At 33.2% G+C, this 17,710-nt stretch carries 19 protein-coding genes and 2 pseudogenes; 8 read left to right on the top strand and 13 right to left on the bottom strand.

Annotated elements, in window-relative coordinates; all coding sequences use genetic code 11:
• Positions 1–318 precede the first annotated feature (318 nt).
• The 8 genes and pseudogenes from J7E81_RS11245 to J7E81_RS11280 form a co-directional block, all read right to left on the bottom strand.
• Positions 319–815: pseudogene (locus tag J7E81_RS11245) on the bottom strand (N-acetyltransferase family protein).
• Positions 816–1,029: 214 nt separating this feature from the next.
• Positions 1,030–1,779 (bottom strand): permease prefix domain 1-containing protein, encoded by a 750-nt coding sequence (locus J7E81_RS11250; protein ID WP_215042296.1) that lies wholly within the window; start codon positions 1,777–1,779, stop codon positions 1,030–1,032.
• Positions 1,763–2,116 (bottom strand): PadR family transcriptional regulator, encoded by a 354-nt coding sequence (locus J7E81_RS11255; RefSeq protein ID WP_215042297.1) that lies wholly within the window; start codon positions 2,114–2,116, stop codon positions 1,763–1,765. The genes J7E81_RS11250 and J7E81_RS11255 overlap by 17 nt, the downstream gene beginning before the upstream one ends.
• A 203-nt stretch (positions 2,117–2,319) precedes the next feature.
• Positions 2,320–3,129, bottom strand: a complete 810-nt coding sequence (locus tag J7E81_RS11260; RefSeq protein WP_215042298.1) for a class I SAM-dependent methyltransferase — start codon at positions 3,127–3,129, stop codon at positions 2,320–2,322.
• Positions 3,130–3,412: 283 nt separating this feature from the next.
• Positions 3,413–3,634 (bottom strand): hypothetical protein, encoded by a 222-nt coding sequence (locus J7E81_RS11265; protein WP_215042299.1) that lies wholly within the window; start codon positions 3,632–3,634, stop codon positions 3,413–3,415.
• Between the two features lie 402 nt (positions 3,635–4,036).
• Positions 4,037–4,573 carry a hypothetical protein gene (locus J7E81_RS11270; RefSeq protein WP_251028595.1) on the bottom strand — a complete coding sequence of 179 codons (537 nt, stop codon included), beginning with the start codon at positions 4,571–4,573 and terminating at the stop codon, positions 4,037–4,039.
• A 295-nt stretch (positions 4,574–4,868) separates the two neighbouring features.
• Complete coding sequence (locus tag J7E81_RS11275) at positions 4,869–5,336, bottom strand: DUF2691 family protein (RefSeq protein WP_215042301.1); 468 nt, start codon at positions 5,334–5,336, stop codon at positions 4,869–4,871.
• An 807-nt stretch (positions 5,337–6,143) separates the two neighbouring features.
• The gene (locus J7E81_RS11280; protein WP_215042302.1) at positions 6,144–6,830 is read right to left on the bottom strand and encodes a Na-translocating system protein MpsC family protein; all 687 of its coding nucleotides are present in this window, start codon (positions 6,828–6,830) and stop codon (positions 6,144–6,146) included.
• A 375-nt stretch (positions 6,831–7,205) separates the two neighbouring features.
• Here J7E81_RS11280 and J7E81_RS11285 point away from each other — a divergent pair, with 375 nt between their 5' ends.
• Both J7E81_RS11285 and J7E81_RS11290 read left to right on the top strand, forming a co-directional pair.
• Positions 7,206–7,355, top strand: a complete 150-nt coding sequence (locus J7E81_RS11285; RefSeq protein ID WP_215042303.1) for a hypothetical protein — start codon at positions 7,206–7,208, stop codon at positions 7,353–7,355.
• Between the two features lie 694 nt (positions 7,356–8,049).
• Positions 8,050–8,442 (top strand): hypothetical protein, encoded by a 393-nt coding sequence (locus J7E81_RS11290; protein WP_215042304.1) that lies wholly within the window; start codon positions 8,050–8,052, stop codon positions 8,440–8,442.
• Positions 8,443–8,917: 475 nt separating this feature from the next.
• Here J7E81_RS11290 and J7E81_RS11295 read toward each other — a convergent pair whose 3' ends face one another.
• Positions 8,918–9,487 (bottom strand): TetR/AcrR family transcriptional regulator, encoded by a 570-nt coding sequence (locus J7E81_RS11295; protein WP_215042305.1) that lies wholly within the window; start codon positions 9,485–9,487, stop codon positions 8,918–8,920.
• Between the two features lie 209 nt (positions 9,488–9,696).
• On the opposite strand from J7E81_RS11295, the gene J7E81_RS11300 reads away from it, so the two are divergent.
• Complete coding sequence (locus J7E81_RS11300; protein WP_215042359.1) at positions 9,697–10,608, top strand: DsbA family protein; 912 nt, start codon at positions 9,697–9,699, stop codon at positions 10,606–10,608.
• 15 nt (positions 10,609–10,623) lie between these two features.
• On the top strand, positions 10,624–10,929 hold the full coding sequence (locus tag J7E81_RS11305) for a monooxygenase (RefSeq protein ID WP_215042306.1): 306 nt from the start codon (positions 10,624–10,626) through the stop codon (positions 10,927–10,929).
• Between the two features lie 714 nt (positions 10,930–11,643).
• On the opposite strand, the gene J7E81_RS30890 is transcribed toward J7E81_RS11305, so the two are convergent.
• Positions 11,644–11,784, bottom strand: coding sequence for a YczI family protein (locus J7E81_RS30890; protein WP_285292006.1), 141 nt, complete (start codon positions 11,782–11,784; stop codon positions 11,644–11,646).
• Between the two features lie 896 nt (positions 11,785–12,680).
• Positions 12,681–13,031 (bottom strand): annotated as a pseudogene (locus J7E81_RS11315) (L-dopachrome tautomerase-related protein); the annotation flags it as partial.
• Between the two features lie 98 nt (positions 13,032–13,129).
• On the opposite strand from J7E81_RS11315, the gene J7E81_RS11320 reads away from it, so the two are divergent.
• The 3 genes from J7E81_RS11320 to J7E81_RS11330 all read left to right on the top strand — a co-directional run bounded on the left by J7E81_RS11320 (position 13,130) and on the right by J7E81_RS11330 (position 14,844).
• Positions 13,130–13,234: a YjcZ family sporulation protein gene (locus tag J7E81_RS11320; protein ID WP_215002334.1), complete on the top strand. Its 105-nt coding sequence runs from the start codon at positions 13,130–13,132 to the stop codon at positions 13,232–13,234.
• A 342-nt stretch (positions 13,235–13,576) separates the two neighbouring features.
• Complete coding sequence (locus J7E81_RS11325) at positions 13,577–14,056, top strand: CBO0543 family protein (RefSeq protein WP_215042308.1); 480 nt, start codon at positions 13,577–13,579, stop codon at positions 14,054–14,056.
• Between the two features lie 317 nt (positions 14,057–14,373).
• Positions 14,374–14,844 (top strand): DinB family protein, encoded by a 471-nt coding sequence (locus J7E81_RS11330; protein WP_215042309.1) that lies wholly within the window; start codon positions 14,374–14,376, stop codon positions 14,842–14,844.
• Between the two features lie 590 nt (positions 14,845–15,434).
• Here the strand turns inward: J7E81_RS11330 and J7E81_RS11335 are convergent.
• Complete coding sequence (locus J7E81_RS11335; protein ID WP_308162200.1) at positions 15,435–16,010, bottom strand: hypothetical protein; 576 nt, start codon at positions 16,008–16,010, stop codon at positions 15,435–15,437.
• A gap of 173 nt (positions 16,011–16,183) precedes the next feature.
• Here J7E81_RS11335 and J7E81_RS11340 point away from each other — a divergent pair, with 173 nt between their 5' ends.
• Complete coding sequence (locus J7E81_RS11340) at positions 16,184–16,921, top strand: HAD family hydrolase (protein WP_215042310.1); 738 nt, start codon at positions 16,184–16,186, stop codon at positions 16,919–16,921.
• A gap of 330 nt (positions 16,922–17,251) precedes the next feature.
• Here the strand turns inward: J7E81_RS11340 and J7E81_RS11345 are convergent, their stop codons facing one another.
• Entirely contained in the window at positions 17,252–17,650 is a 399-nt protein-coding gene (locus J7E81_RS11345; protein ID WP_215042311.1) for a cytidine deaminase, read from the bottom strand.
• Positions 17,651–17,710 lie beyond the last annotated feature (60 nt).

The following is a 17,710-nucleotide window of genomic DNA, read 5'->3' on the forward strand; positions in this document are numbered from 1 at the left end:
CTGTGCTCTTGCCACATGCTTGTATTTGGCAATATCAACACCTATAATTAATGTTTGAGAAGTAATTTGAGCAATCTTTTCATTTTGGTTATAATTCATTTAAATAGCCTCCTGGTTTTATATTTGTGTCCTTTTTGCCGCCAAGCTTTGGACACTCATATCTTACCAAGGGGCTTTTTATATTCAACCTCATATTTCTTCATTACAGGAATGCTGCCCGATAGTTTAAGTACAACATTTTACAATCTAATTTATTGAAAAAGAAAAAAGGCGACCTTCTTCTTTAAGTATCGCACCCGTTAGCTTCACAAGATATTTTTATAAAAGTTTAGACATATAGTACTCATCAACAAATTCGCCGTCAATGTAAAGCGAATGTCTTTTTGTTCCTTCAATATCAAATCCCATTTTTTTATATAACCGAAATCCAGCTTCATTACGAGTTACTACAGATAATTCTAATCGATGGACACTATGTTCAGTTGCCCACTCCTCTAATTGTTTAAATAGTTTTGTTCCTATCCCAAGCCCTCTATATTGAGTTAAGATACCAATAACAAGATATACAGAATGTTTGTTTCTATTGGCATTGCCACCCATAGCAATTAGGTATCCGATTAATTCCTCATTTCTTCGGCTACAAAAATAGTCGAATTACCCTCTTTTTTCATAGCTTTTATTCTTTTTTCTTGTTGTTCAGTTCCAATGGTTCTTTCACCTGATTCAAAAAGCATATATTGGGACTCACTTTCAACTTGCTTAATTAAATTCACTAAGTTTTCAGCATCATTAGGTTTTATCTCTCTGATTAACATAAGAGTCCCCCAAGAAATATTTATATTCAATATTATTCGTTATCTTATGTAAATAACCTGCTAAGTAAATATGCAAACTAAGCAGAGGTCTTGTTGAAGTAACCTGCTCCGTTACTTCAATAATGGAAATGCGATCCTCCCGTTATTGAAGAATCGCACCCGTTAGTTCAAGAAGAAATTAAATAATTGTTTTAGATTGAACCCTTTAGTCTAATCATTTAATAAAAGCATTTAACATTTTTCTATTTGTATTATTTTTTAAGAAAAATGAAGTTAACCCAAGCACAGCAAAAGCAATAAATAGACCGATAGGAATCGAATAAAAGTTGTCCAAAGTTGAAATTGGATGATAACCAGCAACCATATAATAGTTTTCATATGGGTCTTTTATGTCTCTCCAAACGTATTCAGTAGAACCTTTGATTGATGAATCTCCAGATTCAACGGCTACATCCCACTTTTTCATTATTTCTTGCTTTGGCACGCCTTTCCCTGGTTCAGGATTTTTATATATAACAAAGTATTCAATTTCTTTTGTTGCTTTAACAAGAGAAAGTATTTCTTTATTCTTCTCTTCTGAAAATGTACCATCAGCCAATTTTTCAAAAACGCTATTTACTGTTTGGTCAATCTTATGAAGTTTGTTTTGATTGTTATTTTCAAACGATATCAATCCTATCAAAACAATTAAACCTAAAACGAATGCAGCCATAGATGTTCGAAATAAGTTTCTAATGACATTGTTTTGGGCTTTAAATAAAGTGAATAATCCTTTTGTAATTTGTTTTTCATCTCCAAAGCGACTAATGGCAATATCTATCGCTTCTTTTTCTGATTTCCCCTCTGCTTTTAGTTCTGAAACAGCTTCTAATAAATGGGAACGCATTTCCTGTTTTAACTCTTTCGCTTCTTTTCCTTTAACATCGGAATAAATCGAATTAACAAATTCATCTATTTGTTTCACTACTTTTTCCCCCTTCTAAAAATGAATCAATAATGTTTTTAACAAATTGCCACTCCGAACGCTTTTCTTCAAAGCCTTCTTCACCTAAAGGCGTAAGTTTATAATATTTTCTTCTTCCCCCAGGACCTTGTTCATCACCCCAGTAAGATTCAATCCATTTATTTTTTTCTAATCGCTTTAATGACAAATAAAGTGTACCTTCTTTTAATTCAAACTGTTGTTCACTTTTTTCTCGAACATATTTTGCTAACTCATATCCATACATATCCCTGTTGTTCAATAGCGAGAGAATTAACGTATCAATATGACCTTTTAAAACCTCTTTATTTACTTCCAATTTTGTCCACCTCTTGTTACTGATTATAAATATAAATACTATATAATGCAAGGTATTAATATAAAAAATTTCCATTTTCTTGTTGAACTAACCTGCCCCGTTAGTGGAACAAGAAAAAGCATTACCGTTGTTCAAGTAATGCTCTCAATAATTAATTAACAACATAGTATAAGTATGTAATAGTTGTTAGTTTTGAGTGGGGGTTAACAGAGCCGTACTCCTTCAACTGCTAACATATACATCCTTAAAGATTCAGCATCACGAATCATCCATTCTCGATAATCGTTTTCAGCTCTCACATAATCCTGCTCACAAATAAAACCGTCTCTCGCCATTTGTACACCTCTACTTGAAGCAGTATCAGCCCATATCCCAATGCGAGTTTGAAAATCAGGGTCCCTTCTGTTAGTTACCTCATGAATGGGCGTTATAGTAATATCTTCTATACCAACTTTTCGAAAAAGTCCAGGAAGGTTATCTGCAATTTTATTATCCATACCTGCTTCTGCACGCCAATTCAAATAGGCAGCGTAAAAGTTGAGCATACTTGAAGGTGGCAGGGGATTCCATGAAATCTTATCATGGTTATAATCCGTTATTAAAATGCGACCGCCAATTTTTGCAGCAGATGTCATCATTTTCAATCCTTTTAATGGGTCGGATAACCATATTAAAACCCGTGAACAGGTAACAATGTCAAACTGTTGTTCATAAGGAAGATTATAAATGTCACCTGTTTCAAATGATAATCCTGGTATTTCACTATATGATTGACGTGCTTTTTCAATTAAGGCTGGATTACTGTCAATTCCCACTACACGTCCATTTGGACCCACAGCTTCTGCTATACCTCTAGTAATTGCCCCTGTTCCACATCCAACATCCAGAATTGCCATGCCTTCTGTAATAATTTCTGCAAGCCTTTTGTGTGAGTTTTTTAATGTTCTGGAATCTAATACATTTGTTAACTTTCCAGATAATTCAGCACGATTTCGAGCCATTTTTGTATCCAAACATGATTCCCCTTCCCTGAACTTATTGCAATTTTCAATAAATTAATCTTACCATTTAAGATTTTATTGTTCTAATAAATAATAACCACCATTTTAATTCCATAATGGAATTAATAAGGTTCATAATTAATATTTAAGTTAATACAATAATAGTTCTCTTCAAAGGAAATTCCTGTTGTTATTGAACTAACCTGCCCCGTTAGCTCAACAAGAAAAAAGATCGCCGCAGCGTTCATCAAAGTTAGCTAATCACCCGTTAGTTGAAGAACAATCATTGTTTAATCTAAATAAATTTTCTACAAACTTCACAAAGACCACTTTCGTTTAAAGCTAGTGGCTTGAAATACTTTCTTAGATTTTTAGCGGCAGCAGAAGTTTCATTACCATAAGTAGATAGTTCAAAGGGTAATTCAGGTTTATAACCAATATCCTGACAAGCAACACATTGATTAATCCATTTTCTAAGTTGGAGATACATTTTTAAATATTCTTCTCCCTCTGTCATAAAAACTCACTACTCCTTTTCTATCCTTGTTATCCTAATGCACCCGTAAGATTAATAAGGTTATTGACACATTATTCAATTTTTGGCTTTACTTTGCTATCAAAATCTTCTTTAGTAATTTCCCAAATATCATATTCTTGACCAAACTTATCTCGAACATCCATAGCCGTTAAGTCAGAAATTATATCGTAATCATCTAAGATGTCTTCATTCAGTTTTCCCTTAACCTACCCACAGAAAGATACCACCTATAATTAAAACTAATAAGGAACATATTACATCCTTCAATACAACTACTCCTAATTTTCGTTTATTATTGGTATTTTAGCATACAGTTCTTAAACTATCCTGCTTCGTTAGCTGAAGAAGAAAATGACCTTTGATGCAGCCCGTTTTTCCAATTCAATTTCCGTTCAAACGATGCCAAACACTTTTGAAATATCCCGATAATACCCCTTCTCCTTGAAATCTGTCCTCAAGAACAGCTTGAACCTGCTTATATTCATCTTTAAGTTTGCCGTAAGTATTGGGAAGGGACCCCAAGTAAGAATATTTATAAACAGGATCATCGGGACAAAGTTCATATGCCCTCTTTAACATTAAATTACCTATTTCTTCCCAATGTCCGTAGTCACCAAAATAATATGGGAAAAGTGAAATCATATAACCAAAACACCAAAGAAAATCCTCGTTTGTCATAAAATTATCCAATCCAAAATCCGTAACCTGACGTAACACTGTCTCTAATTCATCAAAATCTACACCTTTTATATCCAAGGGACCTTCTTCTGCTAGTACATACCAGCAAAAGAACCCAAGGCGAATAACAGTTTTTAAGTCATCACGATTTTGGGTCCAACTTTTTATCAGGATAGTTTTTGCTTCATTCCATTTGCCTTGGCTTTCTAGTATATCAACTTCAGTCCACCGCCAATCCATCACAGTGATTACGCCACCTATCTTGGATATTTTTTAAACAGGAAAGGCGATCCTTCACTGTTGAAGCATCGCACCTGTTACTTCAATAATCTATTCTTTTTCATTTCGGCTAAAAATTCAGGGTCAACCCATACTTCTTCTACTTCATAGTCTTCCAAATCTTCGTCAGTATCGGATTTCATCATTTGAAGGAGGTTCTCGAAATTATAAGCTATGGGTAAGAGTTTCTTATTTTCAATATCATCATTTTGAAATCCCGTTAGTGGAATAAAAAGGTAAAGTTATAAATCAACCATTACCAAGCTGATAAGTTTGTTCTTGTGTCATTCTTATCTGTAATGTAATGGAGATTTTCAAACCCTTTTGTCTTTGCATTACTATATAATTTTTCAAGTTTTTCACTGTCCTTACAATAAATTGTCACAAAGTCAGAATCAACGACTAATAATACGAGTTCACAATCGCTATTCAAAAAATCGCTATACGTCTCAATTACTGATGGATTTATTCCTTTTGAGTAGGCTTTTAAGTCCACAAAAATAAGATAATATAAATTATGTTCTAAATGTTCTTTAAGGGATAAGCAATCTATCCAGTTTACCTCATCTGTGAAAAGTGGTTTTCCTAACTCATTATCCTCGATTAAATATGATTCCTCTCCCCCACTTCGCCAAATGAATTTAGTGAGTTCAACGGGTGTTAATACCTCCCAAAGAAACCTTCCGTATTCATTGGGAATTTCAAAACTGATTCCTCGTTTCATTTTTCTCCCGCCTTTATTTTATTGAATTAACCTGCTTCTAGAGGAATACTGTTGTTGGATAAGCCACAAGATTTTGAACAACACATTGTCCACGAATTGTTTAGGTGAACAAGAGAAAAAACTAATAGGTACGTTGTTCAAGTAACGGGTGATTTTTTCAAATTCGAAATAAACGCTTCTAATTCCCTATATAAATACAACATTTTCCATGTTATGATTAAATTACAATAAAATTATTGGGAATTTTTCGACTTTTCTTAGTTTCCTCCCTATTAAGGAAAAGAGGCTGTAAGAATTTGACTTTAGCCCATACGAAACTTTTGTTAGAGACCTTGAGACAATACTATAATACTGAGATTTACTTAACTTTCAAAAAAGAAGATCAAACCCCAATCTTGTCTGTGTGCTTTAAAAATAATGAATATGAAATAACCTATCTCAAGACTCAAAATATCCAACATTATCATAACCTTGAATCTGTACTAACAATTATTTATGGATTGTAACCTGGGTAACAGCCTCGAAAGTCACTCACCAAACTCCCCCTCTTCACCTCAACGCGGATCTAGAAGCCTGCCTTTGTTTGTGTTACGACTTACCATCTGTTTTGTTCTTCTCAGAAACCATACAAATTAAAACTGTTTCTTTTTCGTCCAGTAATTCAAAATCGTGGTGACACATACTGAACGACCCCGTTGTTACACAATTTGTGTTAAATACGACCTAAAAAAATAAATCCCTTCTTAAACTATCCTGCCACGTTAGCGGAACAAGAAAAGCCCTGCTCTTATAGAACAATACATCCAGTTAGTGAAGAAAAAAATAAGTTAGACTTCTATCGTCTTTTAAATTCCAATCCACAAAAATATCTGTAACTGGCTTTTTAAAAATTTCATCAAAATGTCCATGTTGGTAGAAATATTTTTTTTCCAACTTATCCTTTGTTACTAGAAGTGCTTGTTCATAACCGTTTTCAATCAGTGCTTTTTCAATCGGAACTAATATTCCATAACGTTTTACCAGATACAGCTTCGGAGTTATTTGAAAAGCTTCGATTTTATCTGGTTTTTTTTGTACTAAAATACTTATACGTTCAACCTCACCAATAAAATCCTTATACTCTGGAAATTGTTCAACTGATTTAAAGGAAGGGATTTCTTTTTCAAAAACAGCAGTGATCATGCCAGTATTATTAAGATAGTTCCAGTCATGATAAAGGCTTTGGACATCCTGTTGAAATTCTAATTCGAGAATTCCCTTCAACTCTGTAAGGATTGTTTTCATAACAACATTTCGTGAAATTTTAGCATTGTCTATGTCTTGGTTCTCAATTAGAACATTTTCAATTGGTGATAGAAACCCTCGTATGTAGAAAATAAGAAAACGACTTCTAGAGAAAGGATAGCAGGAAAGTGGACCCTTACCAAAGTTTTGTCTTAATAATTTACTAACAAAACTGCTTATTTCCATTAATTTTTGTGTTGGAGCAGCCATGTATAAAAATCACCGCCTAGAAAAAGCATATTTAAATCCTGTTAATAATACATACCCAAAGAATAAAACAATTCTATCAATTTCTTAAGAATTTTTTCAATTGTATTCCTATTACAACTTCGGAACTTGTAGCTTCTCCTTTTCTGTTTCGATATTCAATTATTCTCCCCTGAAGTCAATAAAAAAGGGGATCCAGCAGTCGTCCCAAATCTTCAGCTCTTGGTTAGTTGAATATATACTTAAATGATTAGTTCCTATTTCTTTTCCATATATTATTAGTAATATTTACAATGGGGAGAGTTTGCGTGTTACAATTAAAATTGGTCAGGGGATTGAAGCTCTTGGCTAATTTTTTACCGAGGATGATTATTTGTAATGAACCTAATTCCTATCTTTCTCCGTGAACTTGAACGATTAAAAAATGATTATTCAAAATGCGATATTTCGCAAGTCAAAGAAACGATTCAAAGTGATATAAAATTATTAATTGAAGCGTGTGAAGTCTTGGGAGAAGAAGAGAATTAGATGGTTATACAACCTTATAGAACATTTCTTGAAATAAGCCAAAAGATACTCGGTTTATTTTTTTTTGTCAACCTTTGCATCAAATGGTCATCTTTCAATTTTTTCTTTTCAACTAAGCTGTCAGTTAGTGAAACAAGCCAAATCCCCATAAATATTAGCATATATACTTTTTTTCTTGAGTATTGTACTGCAAAGACCTACATAATTAAAATGCTTAGAACTTACAAATCATGTAAAAAATGCTAGACACTAACTGGAAAAATGTGTATCAATTTTTCAAGCAAAAACTGTGTCATGTCTTTCAAGCGGTCACAACCCTGATAAAGCAATATACATTGCGTCAATTCTGTATTAATCCTTTGGACATTTCACAGAGATTGTAAATTTGGTCGTTTTGTCGTTACGTACATATGTTACTATTTCTACCTGATTCCCTTTTCTTTCTACTTCTAATAATGAATTCTCACCTTTATCCCTAATTGAAACATATAGACCATTTTTCTTTTCTTTCTCTTTATATTCTTAGTTCATAAAATCACTCCCTGTTACATCACTTCTATACACTGTTTAGAAAATCCTTCTTGAAGTAACCTGGCCCTTTCGTAGAAGAAGAAAAGCGACCAGTTATTGGAAACTAGTTTAATTGGTGTATAATAGTGTGAATAAATTGTATTTTAACGGGGTGGTAATAAAAATGAAGATTTTATTTGATGAAACTTATACTTCAACTGACGGGAAACGATCAAGCAGGAATATTTGGTATGGAGATGCTGATTTAACTGTTGATGGTGAATATGGAAAAACCATTAATCTTAAAGAAGATTTTATGGATGATTTATGCGAAATCATAAAAAAAGACTTTTCGAAAAATGCAGCAAATGAGCCTACTGAAACTAACTGGTATATTTATGGAAGTGGCGTTACTCAGGACGCTATTGAAGCCAATGTCCGTCCGTCCATTATGGTTCGTGAGAAGTCTGATGAGTTTATAACTAATTTTAATATCAGTGACCATGATTTTGCTGTAAATATTGATGCTATTTTGTTGTTTAAGGCGGATTTTGAAAAACGTTTAGCTAGTCTTTGAGGAGTACTATCACTTTACGCATGATCAAACTAGTTGAGGGGATGATTTCATATCGAATTCATTCTCCTTTTTCATCCGACAGCGTATAAAATTTAACTAATTCTATCCATGCCTGATCATCAGGCATTCCCATTCCTACACCTCCCGTTTTAACATCCTTAAGCCCAACTGTTCTCCATCCAATTCCATTCCGCTTGAACTTCAAGTCCTAAATCAAAAAAAACGCTTTAGCCTCCGAAAGATCATTTACGTTTATACTTACATGATCTATTCGATTGATCTTCCTATCTCATGCCACCTATATTCCTGTTATTTGTTTGAAATTCTAGTTCGCTTAAAACAGAAAATATCCTTCTTCAACAAGCCTTCTGCTACGGTTAGCTCAAATAGAAAAAGAATTACTTTCGCAATCCCTTGTTTAGCTTAATTCCCGTTACTATAAGGACAATTTTTTCACAATCTTTTTTGGTGGTACCTATTGGATTATAGATTCACCATCAATCCCATGCATAATAAAAGGAATTAGTGATTTGATAAATTCTTCAGGTTGTTCCCCATTACTTCTTCTCCATTCTACGGATGCTCCGTAGATTCCCCAACTTAACATGACAGCTATTCTCTTATGTGCTTGACTTTCTTCTATTAAACGTCTTTTTAACAACGTTTTGTAAAAAATAATTTCCAATTGGTCCCTAATAATGCGAGCAATGGTGTCTTCGTAACCTCTATGGCAGCGATTGGATAAGGAATTTTGAAAATTCGTAATGGCTAAAAAGATACTAACAATCACTTCTTCATTTAATTCGTTTTGCTCAACCTGATCGGAATCCAAATTGATCAACAGGACTTCTGATAATACTTTTTCTAATAAGTCATATTTATCCTCGAAATGATAATAAAACGTCGCACGGTTGACCATAGCCTCTGTTGTAATATCTTTAATGGTAATATCCTTGAATTCTTTTTTTCCTGAAAGTTCAATAAAAGAATCCATGATTAATTTACGTGTCCGAAGAATTCGGGGGTCCGTTTTTTCTTGAGTCATTCAAAAGTCCCTCCAACTTTTTCAACAATTTTTCAAAAGTGTTGTATATACGATAAATCCAGTTAATTATCGGTATTCGTGTTTTTCATTATGTACTACAATGCAATTGTACAACAACTGATAAATCAAAACTAAATGGGCAGCTCTTTTTGCCTGCCCTTTAAAGTAACAAACACTAGGGGGATTCTTACGTGAATAAAAATAATAACATGATTTGTGATTTAGAAACAGGTCTATGTGGTGTAGTTGGCGATGAAGATATGGAGATTGTTGATTTGAATCAACCGAAGAAAACGGTGGATTTATATTATGTGACAGACCCTATATGCTCACATTGCTGGGCACTCGAACCCGTTCTTCTCCGTTTTGTCGAGCAGTATAGTCATTATTTTAACTTCCATACCGTTATGGGTGGATTGCTGGAAAAATGGCATGATGGACCCATTGATCCAGCAAATGGTATCTATAAACCTGCTGACGTTGCTGGTCACTGGAGAGAAGTAGGCAATCATTATCGCATGCCTATTGATGGTTCACTAATGATTGACAATCCGGTTCAGTCCTCTTTCCCATCATCTCGTGTTTTTAAAATTATTCAAAAACATCATGGTGATGAAAAAGCATTTGAATTCCTGCGTCGTTCTAGAGAAGCTTTGTTTGCTTTCAATAAAAACATTGGTGAGGAATCTGTCCTAGTAGGTATCTGTAATGAAATGGAACTAGATGGTGAAGAAATGGTAAAAGAAGCTGACGAACCAACTGGTCACGTTTTATTAAATGAAGACTTCGAACTAACTAGAAAACTTGGTGCTAGAGGATTTCCTACGATTATCTTGTTGAATGAAGAAAATAAAGGGGTTAAAATCGTTGGTGGCCGCCCTTTAGAAAACTATGTTGTGGGGCTAAAGCAAGTCCTAAATCTAGAAGAAGTACAACCAAAACCACAACCACCCCTTTCCTATTTACTTAAAAAAGAGAAACTTCTGTTTTCAAAAGAAATTGAAGTGATGTACGATGTCGAGAAATCGGAACTTGACGCTTTTATTGAAAAAGAGCTATCACCAAACAGTTATAAAGCGAAGGAAATTCTAGGTGAATTATATTATACAACGACAAAATAAAAAGGGAGAATAAAAATGGCCTACGTATTACAAGTAGATTTTAAAATGAATGGACCATTCGGAGATGAAATGGCAGATGCGTTTTCCGATTTAGCGAAAAGTATTAATGAAGAAGATGGCTTTGCTTGGAAAATATGGACAGAAAGCCGGGAAACAAACGAAGCTGGTGGAATTTATATTTTCGAATCAAAAGAAACAGCTAAAAAATATATGGATATGCATTCTAAAAGATTATCTGATTTTGGAATAACAGATGTAAACTCAAAGATTTTTGCCATTAATTCTAAACTTACTGCGATCACTAAAGGTCCAGTAAAATAACTTCGTGTTTAATTTTTTAGATGATCTCGTTTTTCAGATATAGATTTTAAGAGATTGTTTCTTTCCCGCTGGATTTTTAGGATTTTTATTAAAAACCATATAATAAACACAACAGGACCAATATAAATAGGATAACTCACACATGGAAATAGTGACACAAAATATAAGTACTTTTCCGTACTAGTAAAAAGCAAGGCTCATTGGCCCTGCTTTTTATTCTAATATTTCTCCAACCATTTAAGTATCCATTAATATGGCCCTTATATCGGATTAATAAAGTTAATTTATATTTAAATCAACGACTTTTCTAAGATTTCTACCACATCTAATGATTGCGGTATTGTCCCTTTTTTTGTTTATTGGAAAAAGAAATTATTTTCAATAAACCTATCCGCTCATTTCTATTATGGTTAAATACTGTTATCATTTCTTTGGCATTCTTGATAGTTTAATAAAAACTCCCAAACCAGCTAAGAAAAACCCTAAACAAAACAAACTAGCAGGACTACCCCAAACGATGTCAGCCATAATATACCTCCTATAAATTATAAACATAGTATAATTTTACCATATCAACTAACTGCCGACCCCGCCCAATTGCTAAAATAACGTACCCCGTTACTTTAGTACAATTTTTCAAAACATTTCACTTTGCTAATAAAAGAGACTATCCAAACATTGAAGAAAAGCCCCCAATTAAGAACTCAAGCTTCCTTATTTCAATAAAAAGCCTTGAATGGATACGAATAATGAAAATAGGAAAACAACAACCATTAGCCAACCATACATTTTTCGCTCTTTTCGAAATTCCTCTAACCCAAAAATTAACATTGTTAGACCTAAGAGAAATATCATGAAATAGTTAAACTCAAAATTTTTCGTAATTAATCCATAAGAAGCCAATAAAAAAGTTACTATTGATAAAGCCTTACGTAGAACTCTTAACAAAATATTCCCCTATTCTTGCAAATCTTGTTAGAAAAATATACATATAACCCCTTAATTTAATTAGATTGAACAAACACCTAGTTTTTAATTTTTTAGATGATCTAGTTTTTCAGAAATAGATTTTAAGATATTGTTCTTTTCCTGCTGTATTTTTAGGATTTTTATTAAGAACCATATAATAAACACAACAGGACCAATATAAAATAGGATACTCACAAATGGAAATACTGAAAAAAGAATATTCTCTGACATAACTAACCCCCTCTCGTTTGGATAATTATACCATATTATAATTCCTTCTGTTTATTAGTTTGGACATTTAGGTTGTTCTGGAGTTAATGGAGAAAAATTGCGTGGGATTGGTTGAATCTATAAAACAAGATATGACACATGAATAGTAGATTTTTTGAAAATTTTTCCAGATAATCACTAGTAACTCCTTCCTCTAACAAGTAAATTCTTATTTAGTGCCTACCCTAGGGCCGGTATTTCATGTTATGAAAAATACGCCTGTCCCATGACGGTGGACAAGCGCATTTTTTTAAATTACTCTATTAATACTCATTGTAGATTTACTGTGTTTGAAAATAAGCGGTAAAATTCCGTTTAAAATGAGAAATACTCCTATTTCCTTAAAAATAAAAGAAGTTTTTCCGTTTATTTTACCCAAATCTCTGGATTTTGCCTTATTTTGAGCAGTTAATCGGAATATCTCCGTTTATATCTGCTTCTTATGCTGCCTCTAAATCCATTAGCCGGAAATTCTCCGCTAATTAAATCTCATACTTACACAAAAAGCAACATGGAGAAGTCCCTCCATCTTTATTTCGATTCATCAACACTTTCCCTTCTACTTTCGGTATAAAATAGGGATCGGGTGAAGTTGAATTAACTCCATTTAACCGTCTAAACGTGTTTCCATTTTCTAGATCTTCGACGATAATAGCTCCTAGTCCTTTGGAAGAAGAATCCGTTATATAGGCATAACCTGCGTTTCCTTCACGAAAATCAAATCGGACATCATTCAGATAAGTTGTTGGAAGGACAACATCTTCTGTAAAGTTATATACACTTCTAATTGTATTGGTTTTTAAATCAACAGCGACTAATTTTGCCCCACCTTTAATTGGTTCAGATAAATTGGGTGCAGCTGTAAAGGAAAAACTTTTTAAGAATAATTACATGCTTGTCCCTTTCAAGTTATCCCCTTTAGCATAAAATGTATTACCTCTTAAAAAGGAGGTGAGCTTACATGAGCTACCAAGGCGGCGGAATGGGCACAAGTTTTGCTTTAATTGTTGTACTATTCATCCTTTTAATCATTGTTGGAGCATCCTTCATGGGTGGAGGATACTAATTTATTTACAAGGTGGTTAATTTATTTAGAGGGTTCTGAAACTTATTCAGAACCCTCTTGATTACTAACTTTTCATGTCGCTCTTACTAACCTGCCCGGTAGTGGAACAACGAAAAAAGGCTTCCGCAGCAGTCCCAATTTTAAACTCTAGCACCGTTAGCTTAAGTACATTTTCTCACAAACTTGTCCTTTACATTGTTTTCAAAACAGGAATGCTTCCCTTACCACAACTACAAATAAGACGGACGCTATGATCCCAGAAGAAAATGTTAAAGCATAACAATTATATAAATATTTAATCTCCTCCTTTGGTCAAACTAAAGGTAAGGAAAAGGAGGAGCAATGGTTAATAAGTTCGAAAAAAACACATTAAGAATTTTATTCATCTTTGGAATCGGTGCTTTTTTTAATTTAATAAGAAAGCCTCCAATGAAGGATTGGATAATAATTTTTTTGTTAAAAAGTTACATTGCATCCATTTTGGATAATCTACTTGTGAAAAAAGGATATTTTAAGTATCCAGTTAACTTATTTAAAACCCTTGATATAAGTGCTTTGTTTAGTTACTTAATCTTTCCTATTTCTTGTATTTATTTCAATCAAGTTACTAAGAATTCAACAACTAAAGGGATTTTATTAAAGTGCTTATTATTTAGTCTTCCATCGGCATTAGCTGAACATTGGCTAGAGAAAAACACAAAATTAATTAGATATAAAAAGTCTTGGACCTCGGTACATAGTTTTTTTTCTATTGCTTCTACTTTCTTAATGGTTAGATTTTTAATGACAGTAATTAGAAAGGCTGCTCAGAAACAACAATGACTATTGTCTGAGTTGTTTCTGAGCGCCAATTGTACAGGTACCAGCGAATAATTATGGCAATTCTTCTTTAAACTGGACCCTTAGTTAAGGATGCACTTATAAAGGGATTATTCCAAATTAACAATCCATATCCATTAGAATTGTTAAAACCCGAATTGTCGGGTACGGTGAGAATCTTCGATTCGGATCTAGCCCCCAAACTTATAACCAACGTAAATACATAGTTTCAAAAATATATGTAAAATTTTCCTCTTTTATATTAGAACGAACATTCATTCGTGTATAATTATGATATGCCTATCGAAGGAGGAATTATTTTGAACTCAATTGATTTAATTATTTTAAACTTTAATGAAGTTAGAAGAAGAAGCATACAGGTTTGGACATCTATTCCTAAAGAAAAACTCCAATGGAAGCCAGATGATGAAGCTATGAATTGCATAGAAATGATTAGACACGTATTGGAAAGCGAACATTATTACCACCTGGCGATTAAAAATAGAGGGAGTTTATCTGTTTTCAACTCCCCTTTCGAAAATAGAGCATTCACTTCTGTAAAAGCAGAATTGGAATTTGCAGAACCATTTCGAAATGAATTCTTAGATACAATCAAGTCCTTTACTGAAGAAGACTTGGTAAATATAAAGATTGACCGCTCCGATTCAGGGTACATAAGAGATTTGGGTGATATGCTTTTACGTGTTGCCTATCATGAATCAGTTCATACTGGTCAGTTATTGGATTATTTAAGAACAGCAGGCGTTCCAAGAATTCGTATCTGGGATTAGCCATTACAATGGTGCAATCACAATAGTGATGCACCCTTTTAAATAGAAAGTTTTTAGGATATGAATGCTAGACAACATCCAAGTTCTGTTCTTGAACTAACCTTCTCCGTTACTTGAATAAGAAGTAGGTGACTCTTAGTCCCTGAAGAATCATACACGCAGGTACTCAAATAACCTTGACAATAAAATTGCAACAAATGGTCCAATTACCGTAAATCCAATAAATAATGCGAAAAACTTCAAAGGTTTAGAGAAGCCTTGGGATTCATTTATACAGTGGGTTTATCCTGGTTATAAAAATCTTTATTTTGAAGATGGTATCTTAGTTACTATCCAAAATTCGGATAATTAAGAGTGATTTAACGTCACTCTTTTTTAATGCAAAAAAGACCTTTGACCAAATGATCAAAGGTAAATTGGGGGCTTAGTGGTCTAGTCTAAGCCTAATTAGGAGGTCTAAACTCCGAAGAATTTAAACATGTGTGTATATTACCATTTTCTGAATATTATTTCAATAGTTTAAAGCGTTAATGTGTAAAAATGTCAAAAAATCATAATATTAACTTAATTATTATTAAACTATTTTCAGCTTAACTTTTTCTAAAGATATACAGTAGAGTGGGCTTTAATGGCAGCCGGATTTTCAAGTAACGCACCCAGTTAGTTAAGTAATTACTTTCTCTTCTTTTATCAATTACACCGTCATATCCTTTCACTTTTTCAAAAAAATACTGTACCGCATACAATATATACGCTTTGTAGTGTATATATATAAAGAATTGAAAATAGTTTAACCTATTTAGACGAACAATTTTAATTTTTTTTAGAAATGGCAAGAAAAGAAAAGCAAAGAATCCATTAGCAAGAACATTAAGTAACACAAACTTTATAAAGTTGCCGTACGAATACTTAAGTATCCACAAAGACATAGGCATATAAGGTCCAATATCAAACGGAAGTTCATCCCTTATAAATGATTTTGGCATATCGTAAAACTTCCACCACTTCTTCTTACGCCCATATAAATGATTTAGAATTTCAAAAATAACTATAAAAATACCTGCGACAGAATAACGTTTGATACTGCGTTTCCCTATGAATACCATCGTTAACCAAGGTATCAGTATTATAAATAAATTAAAAAATTTGTGTCTCTTTGAAACCATGTGTAAATTTCACCTCACCTAATAATACTTTTTTAATTTATCCAAATTTCAGAAAAAAAATCTAACTGCCTATTGAACTAAACTGCCCCATTAGTTGCTTACTTATCTCAGTAATATTAACTTAGTAAAAGTGGAACAATAGTCAAAGCTATATACTTGAAAAGGAGTTAAAAATGCAAAAACAAAACATCTTATTTAACCTTGATGATACATTATCATACTGTAATAGATATTTTAACCTAGTAATAGATGAGTTCGCTGACCAAATGATGGCGTGGTTTGAATCGATTACCGAGGAAGATATAAAACAGAAGCAGCTTCAACTTGATGTTGCGGCGATTAGTGAGCACGGACTAAAGTCAGATCGGTTTCCTGAGTCATTTGTTGGTACTTATAAATACTATTGTGACTTAACTGGAAGGGAAAAGAAAAAAGATGAAATCCAATATTTAAGAGAGTTGGGTTTTACGGTATTCGAGATTCCTGTTGAACCTATTCCGTATATGAATGAAACTCTACAACGTTTAAAAGAAGAGGGACATGAATTATATTTGCATACTGGAGGAGATGAGGCTAATCAACACAGAAAAATTACCCAGTTAGAATTGACTACCTATTTTGAACATCGCATTTTTATTTCGGAACATAAGGATACAACAGCTCTTTCCGATATTTTAAAAACCATTAAGGCTGACCCTAATGTAACATGGATGGTTGGAAATTCATTAAGAACGGATATTGTCCCGGCACTGGAAACGGGTATCCATGCAATATACATTCCAGCAGAAAGTGAATGGAAATATAACCTGGTTGATGTTGACGTTGAGCATAGTAGTCTTTTTATAACAGTAGATTCACTTCAAGAAGTTCCTGATCTAATTTATAAACGTATCCAAGATCCAATAATGTAGTGGATAGAAATAACCTTATTTTAAGAACAAGGTTTAGTACACCCCACCTTTCTTGATAGTGGAAAGACTTCTTAACCCGCCGAGTTCCGTAATTGGAAAATCGTTTTTCATTTAAATTTGTGAGGAAATATATTTAAACTAAACTGGGCGTTAGCAAAACTAGAAAAGCGACTGCTCTTATTGAACAATCGTACCCGTTAGTTTAGAGTGAATTATTTCACAAAAATTTTGTTTTAAAAGCTTTATTGTATGAAAAAAGAGGGGAAAGTATCGAAATATGATTTTCCAAACTTTCCCCTCTTTTTCATTAATTTGATTAAGTATTTTAGTCTACATATCTAAATCAGTGAAAGCATAAGGTAATAAATCTTTTAATGTTAATTCTAATATATCTTTGTTCTCATTTGTTAAATAAACAGGCATATCTGGTAAACAGAATTCTGCTAGAACTTGTCTGCAAATACTGCATGGAGGGAGAAAATCTACCGTATCACCCGCAACAGCTATAGCTTGAAAATCACCTTTTTTGTAACCATTTGTTATTGCAGTAAATATAGATGTTCTTTCCGCACAATTTGTTGCACCTAATGAAACATTTTCCACATTAACTCCATTTATAACAGTACCATCTATTAGTAGTAATGCTGCTCCAACTGGAAATTTAGAATATGGTACATAGGCTCTTTCCTTCGTCTTACGTGCACTTTCCACTAATTGCTCTTTATTCATATTATCCACCCTTTTTCTGATTTCTTATGTAATAGTTACTTACATAGCATTTCCATCATT

It is taken from the genome of Bacillus sp. ISL-18, from assembly GCF_018613415.1.
Lineage (GTDB): Bacteria > Bacillota > Bacilli > Bacillales > Cytobacillaceae > Neobacillus.

Coding starts and splice junctions, on each gene's coding strand:
- J7E81_RS11265 (WP_215042299.1), bottom strand. CDS start 3,634: ATGACAGAGGGAGAAGAATATTTAAAAATGTATCTCCAACTTAGAAAA.
- J7E81_RS11270 (WP_251028595.1), bottom strand. CDS start 4,573: ATGGATTGGCGGTGGACTGAAGTTGATATACTAGAAAGCCAAGGCAAA.
- J7E81_RS11275 (WP_215042301.1), bottom strand. CDS start 5,336: ATGAAACGAGGAATCAGTTTTGAAATTCCCAATGAATACGGAAGGTTT.
- J7E81_RS11280 (WP_215042302.1), bottom strand. CDS start 6,830: ATGGCTGCTCCAACACAAAAATTAATGGAAATAAGCAGTTTTGTTAGT.
- J7E81_RS11285 (WP_215042303.1), top strand. CDS start 7,206: ATGAACCTAATTCCTATCTTTCTCCGTGAACTTGAACGATTAAAAAAT.
- J7E81_RS11290 (WP_215042304.1), top strand. CDS start 8,050: ATGAAGATTTTATTTGATGAAACTTATACTTCAACTGACGGGAAACGA.
- J7E81_RS11295 (WP_215042305.1), bottom strand. CDS start 9,487: ATGACTCAAGAAAAAACGGACCCCCGAATTCTTCGGACACGTAAATTA.
- J7E81_RS11300 (WP_215042359.1), top strand. CDS start 9,697: ATGATTTGTGATTTAGAAACAGGTCTATGTGGTGTAGTTGGCGATGAA.
- J7E81_RS11305 (WP_215042306.1), top strand. CDS start 10,624: ATGGCCTACGTATTACAAGTAGATTTTAAAATGAATGGACCATTCGGA.
- J7E81_RS30890 (WP_285292006.1), bottom strand. CDS start 11,784: ATGATATTTCTCTTAGGTCTAACAATGTTAATTTTTGGGTTAGAGGAA.
- J7E81_RS11320 (WP_215002334.1), top strand. CDS start 13,130: ATGAGCTACCAAGGCGGCGGAATGGGCACAAGTTTTGCTTTAATTGTT.
- J7E81_RS11325 (WP_215042308.1), top strand. CDS start 13,577: ATGGTTAATAAGTTCGAAAAAAACACATTAAGAATTTTATTCATCTTT.
- J7E81_RS11335 (WP_308162200.1), bottom strand. CDS start 16,010: ATGGTTTCAAAGAGACACAAATTTTTTAATTTATTTATAATACTGATA.
- J7E81_RS11340 (WP_215042310.1), top strand. CDS start 16,184: ATGCAAAAACAAAACATCTTATTTAACCTTGATGATACATTATCATAC.
- J7E81_RS11345 (WP_215042311.1), bottom strand. CDS start 17,650: ATGAATAAAGAGCAATTAGTGGAAAGTGCACGTAAGACGAAGGAAAGA.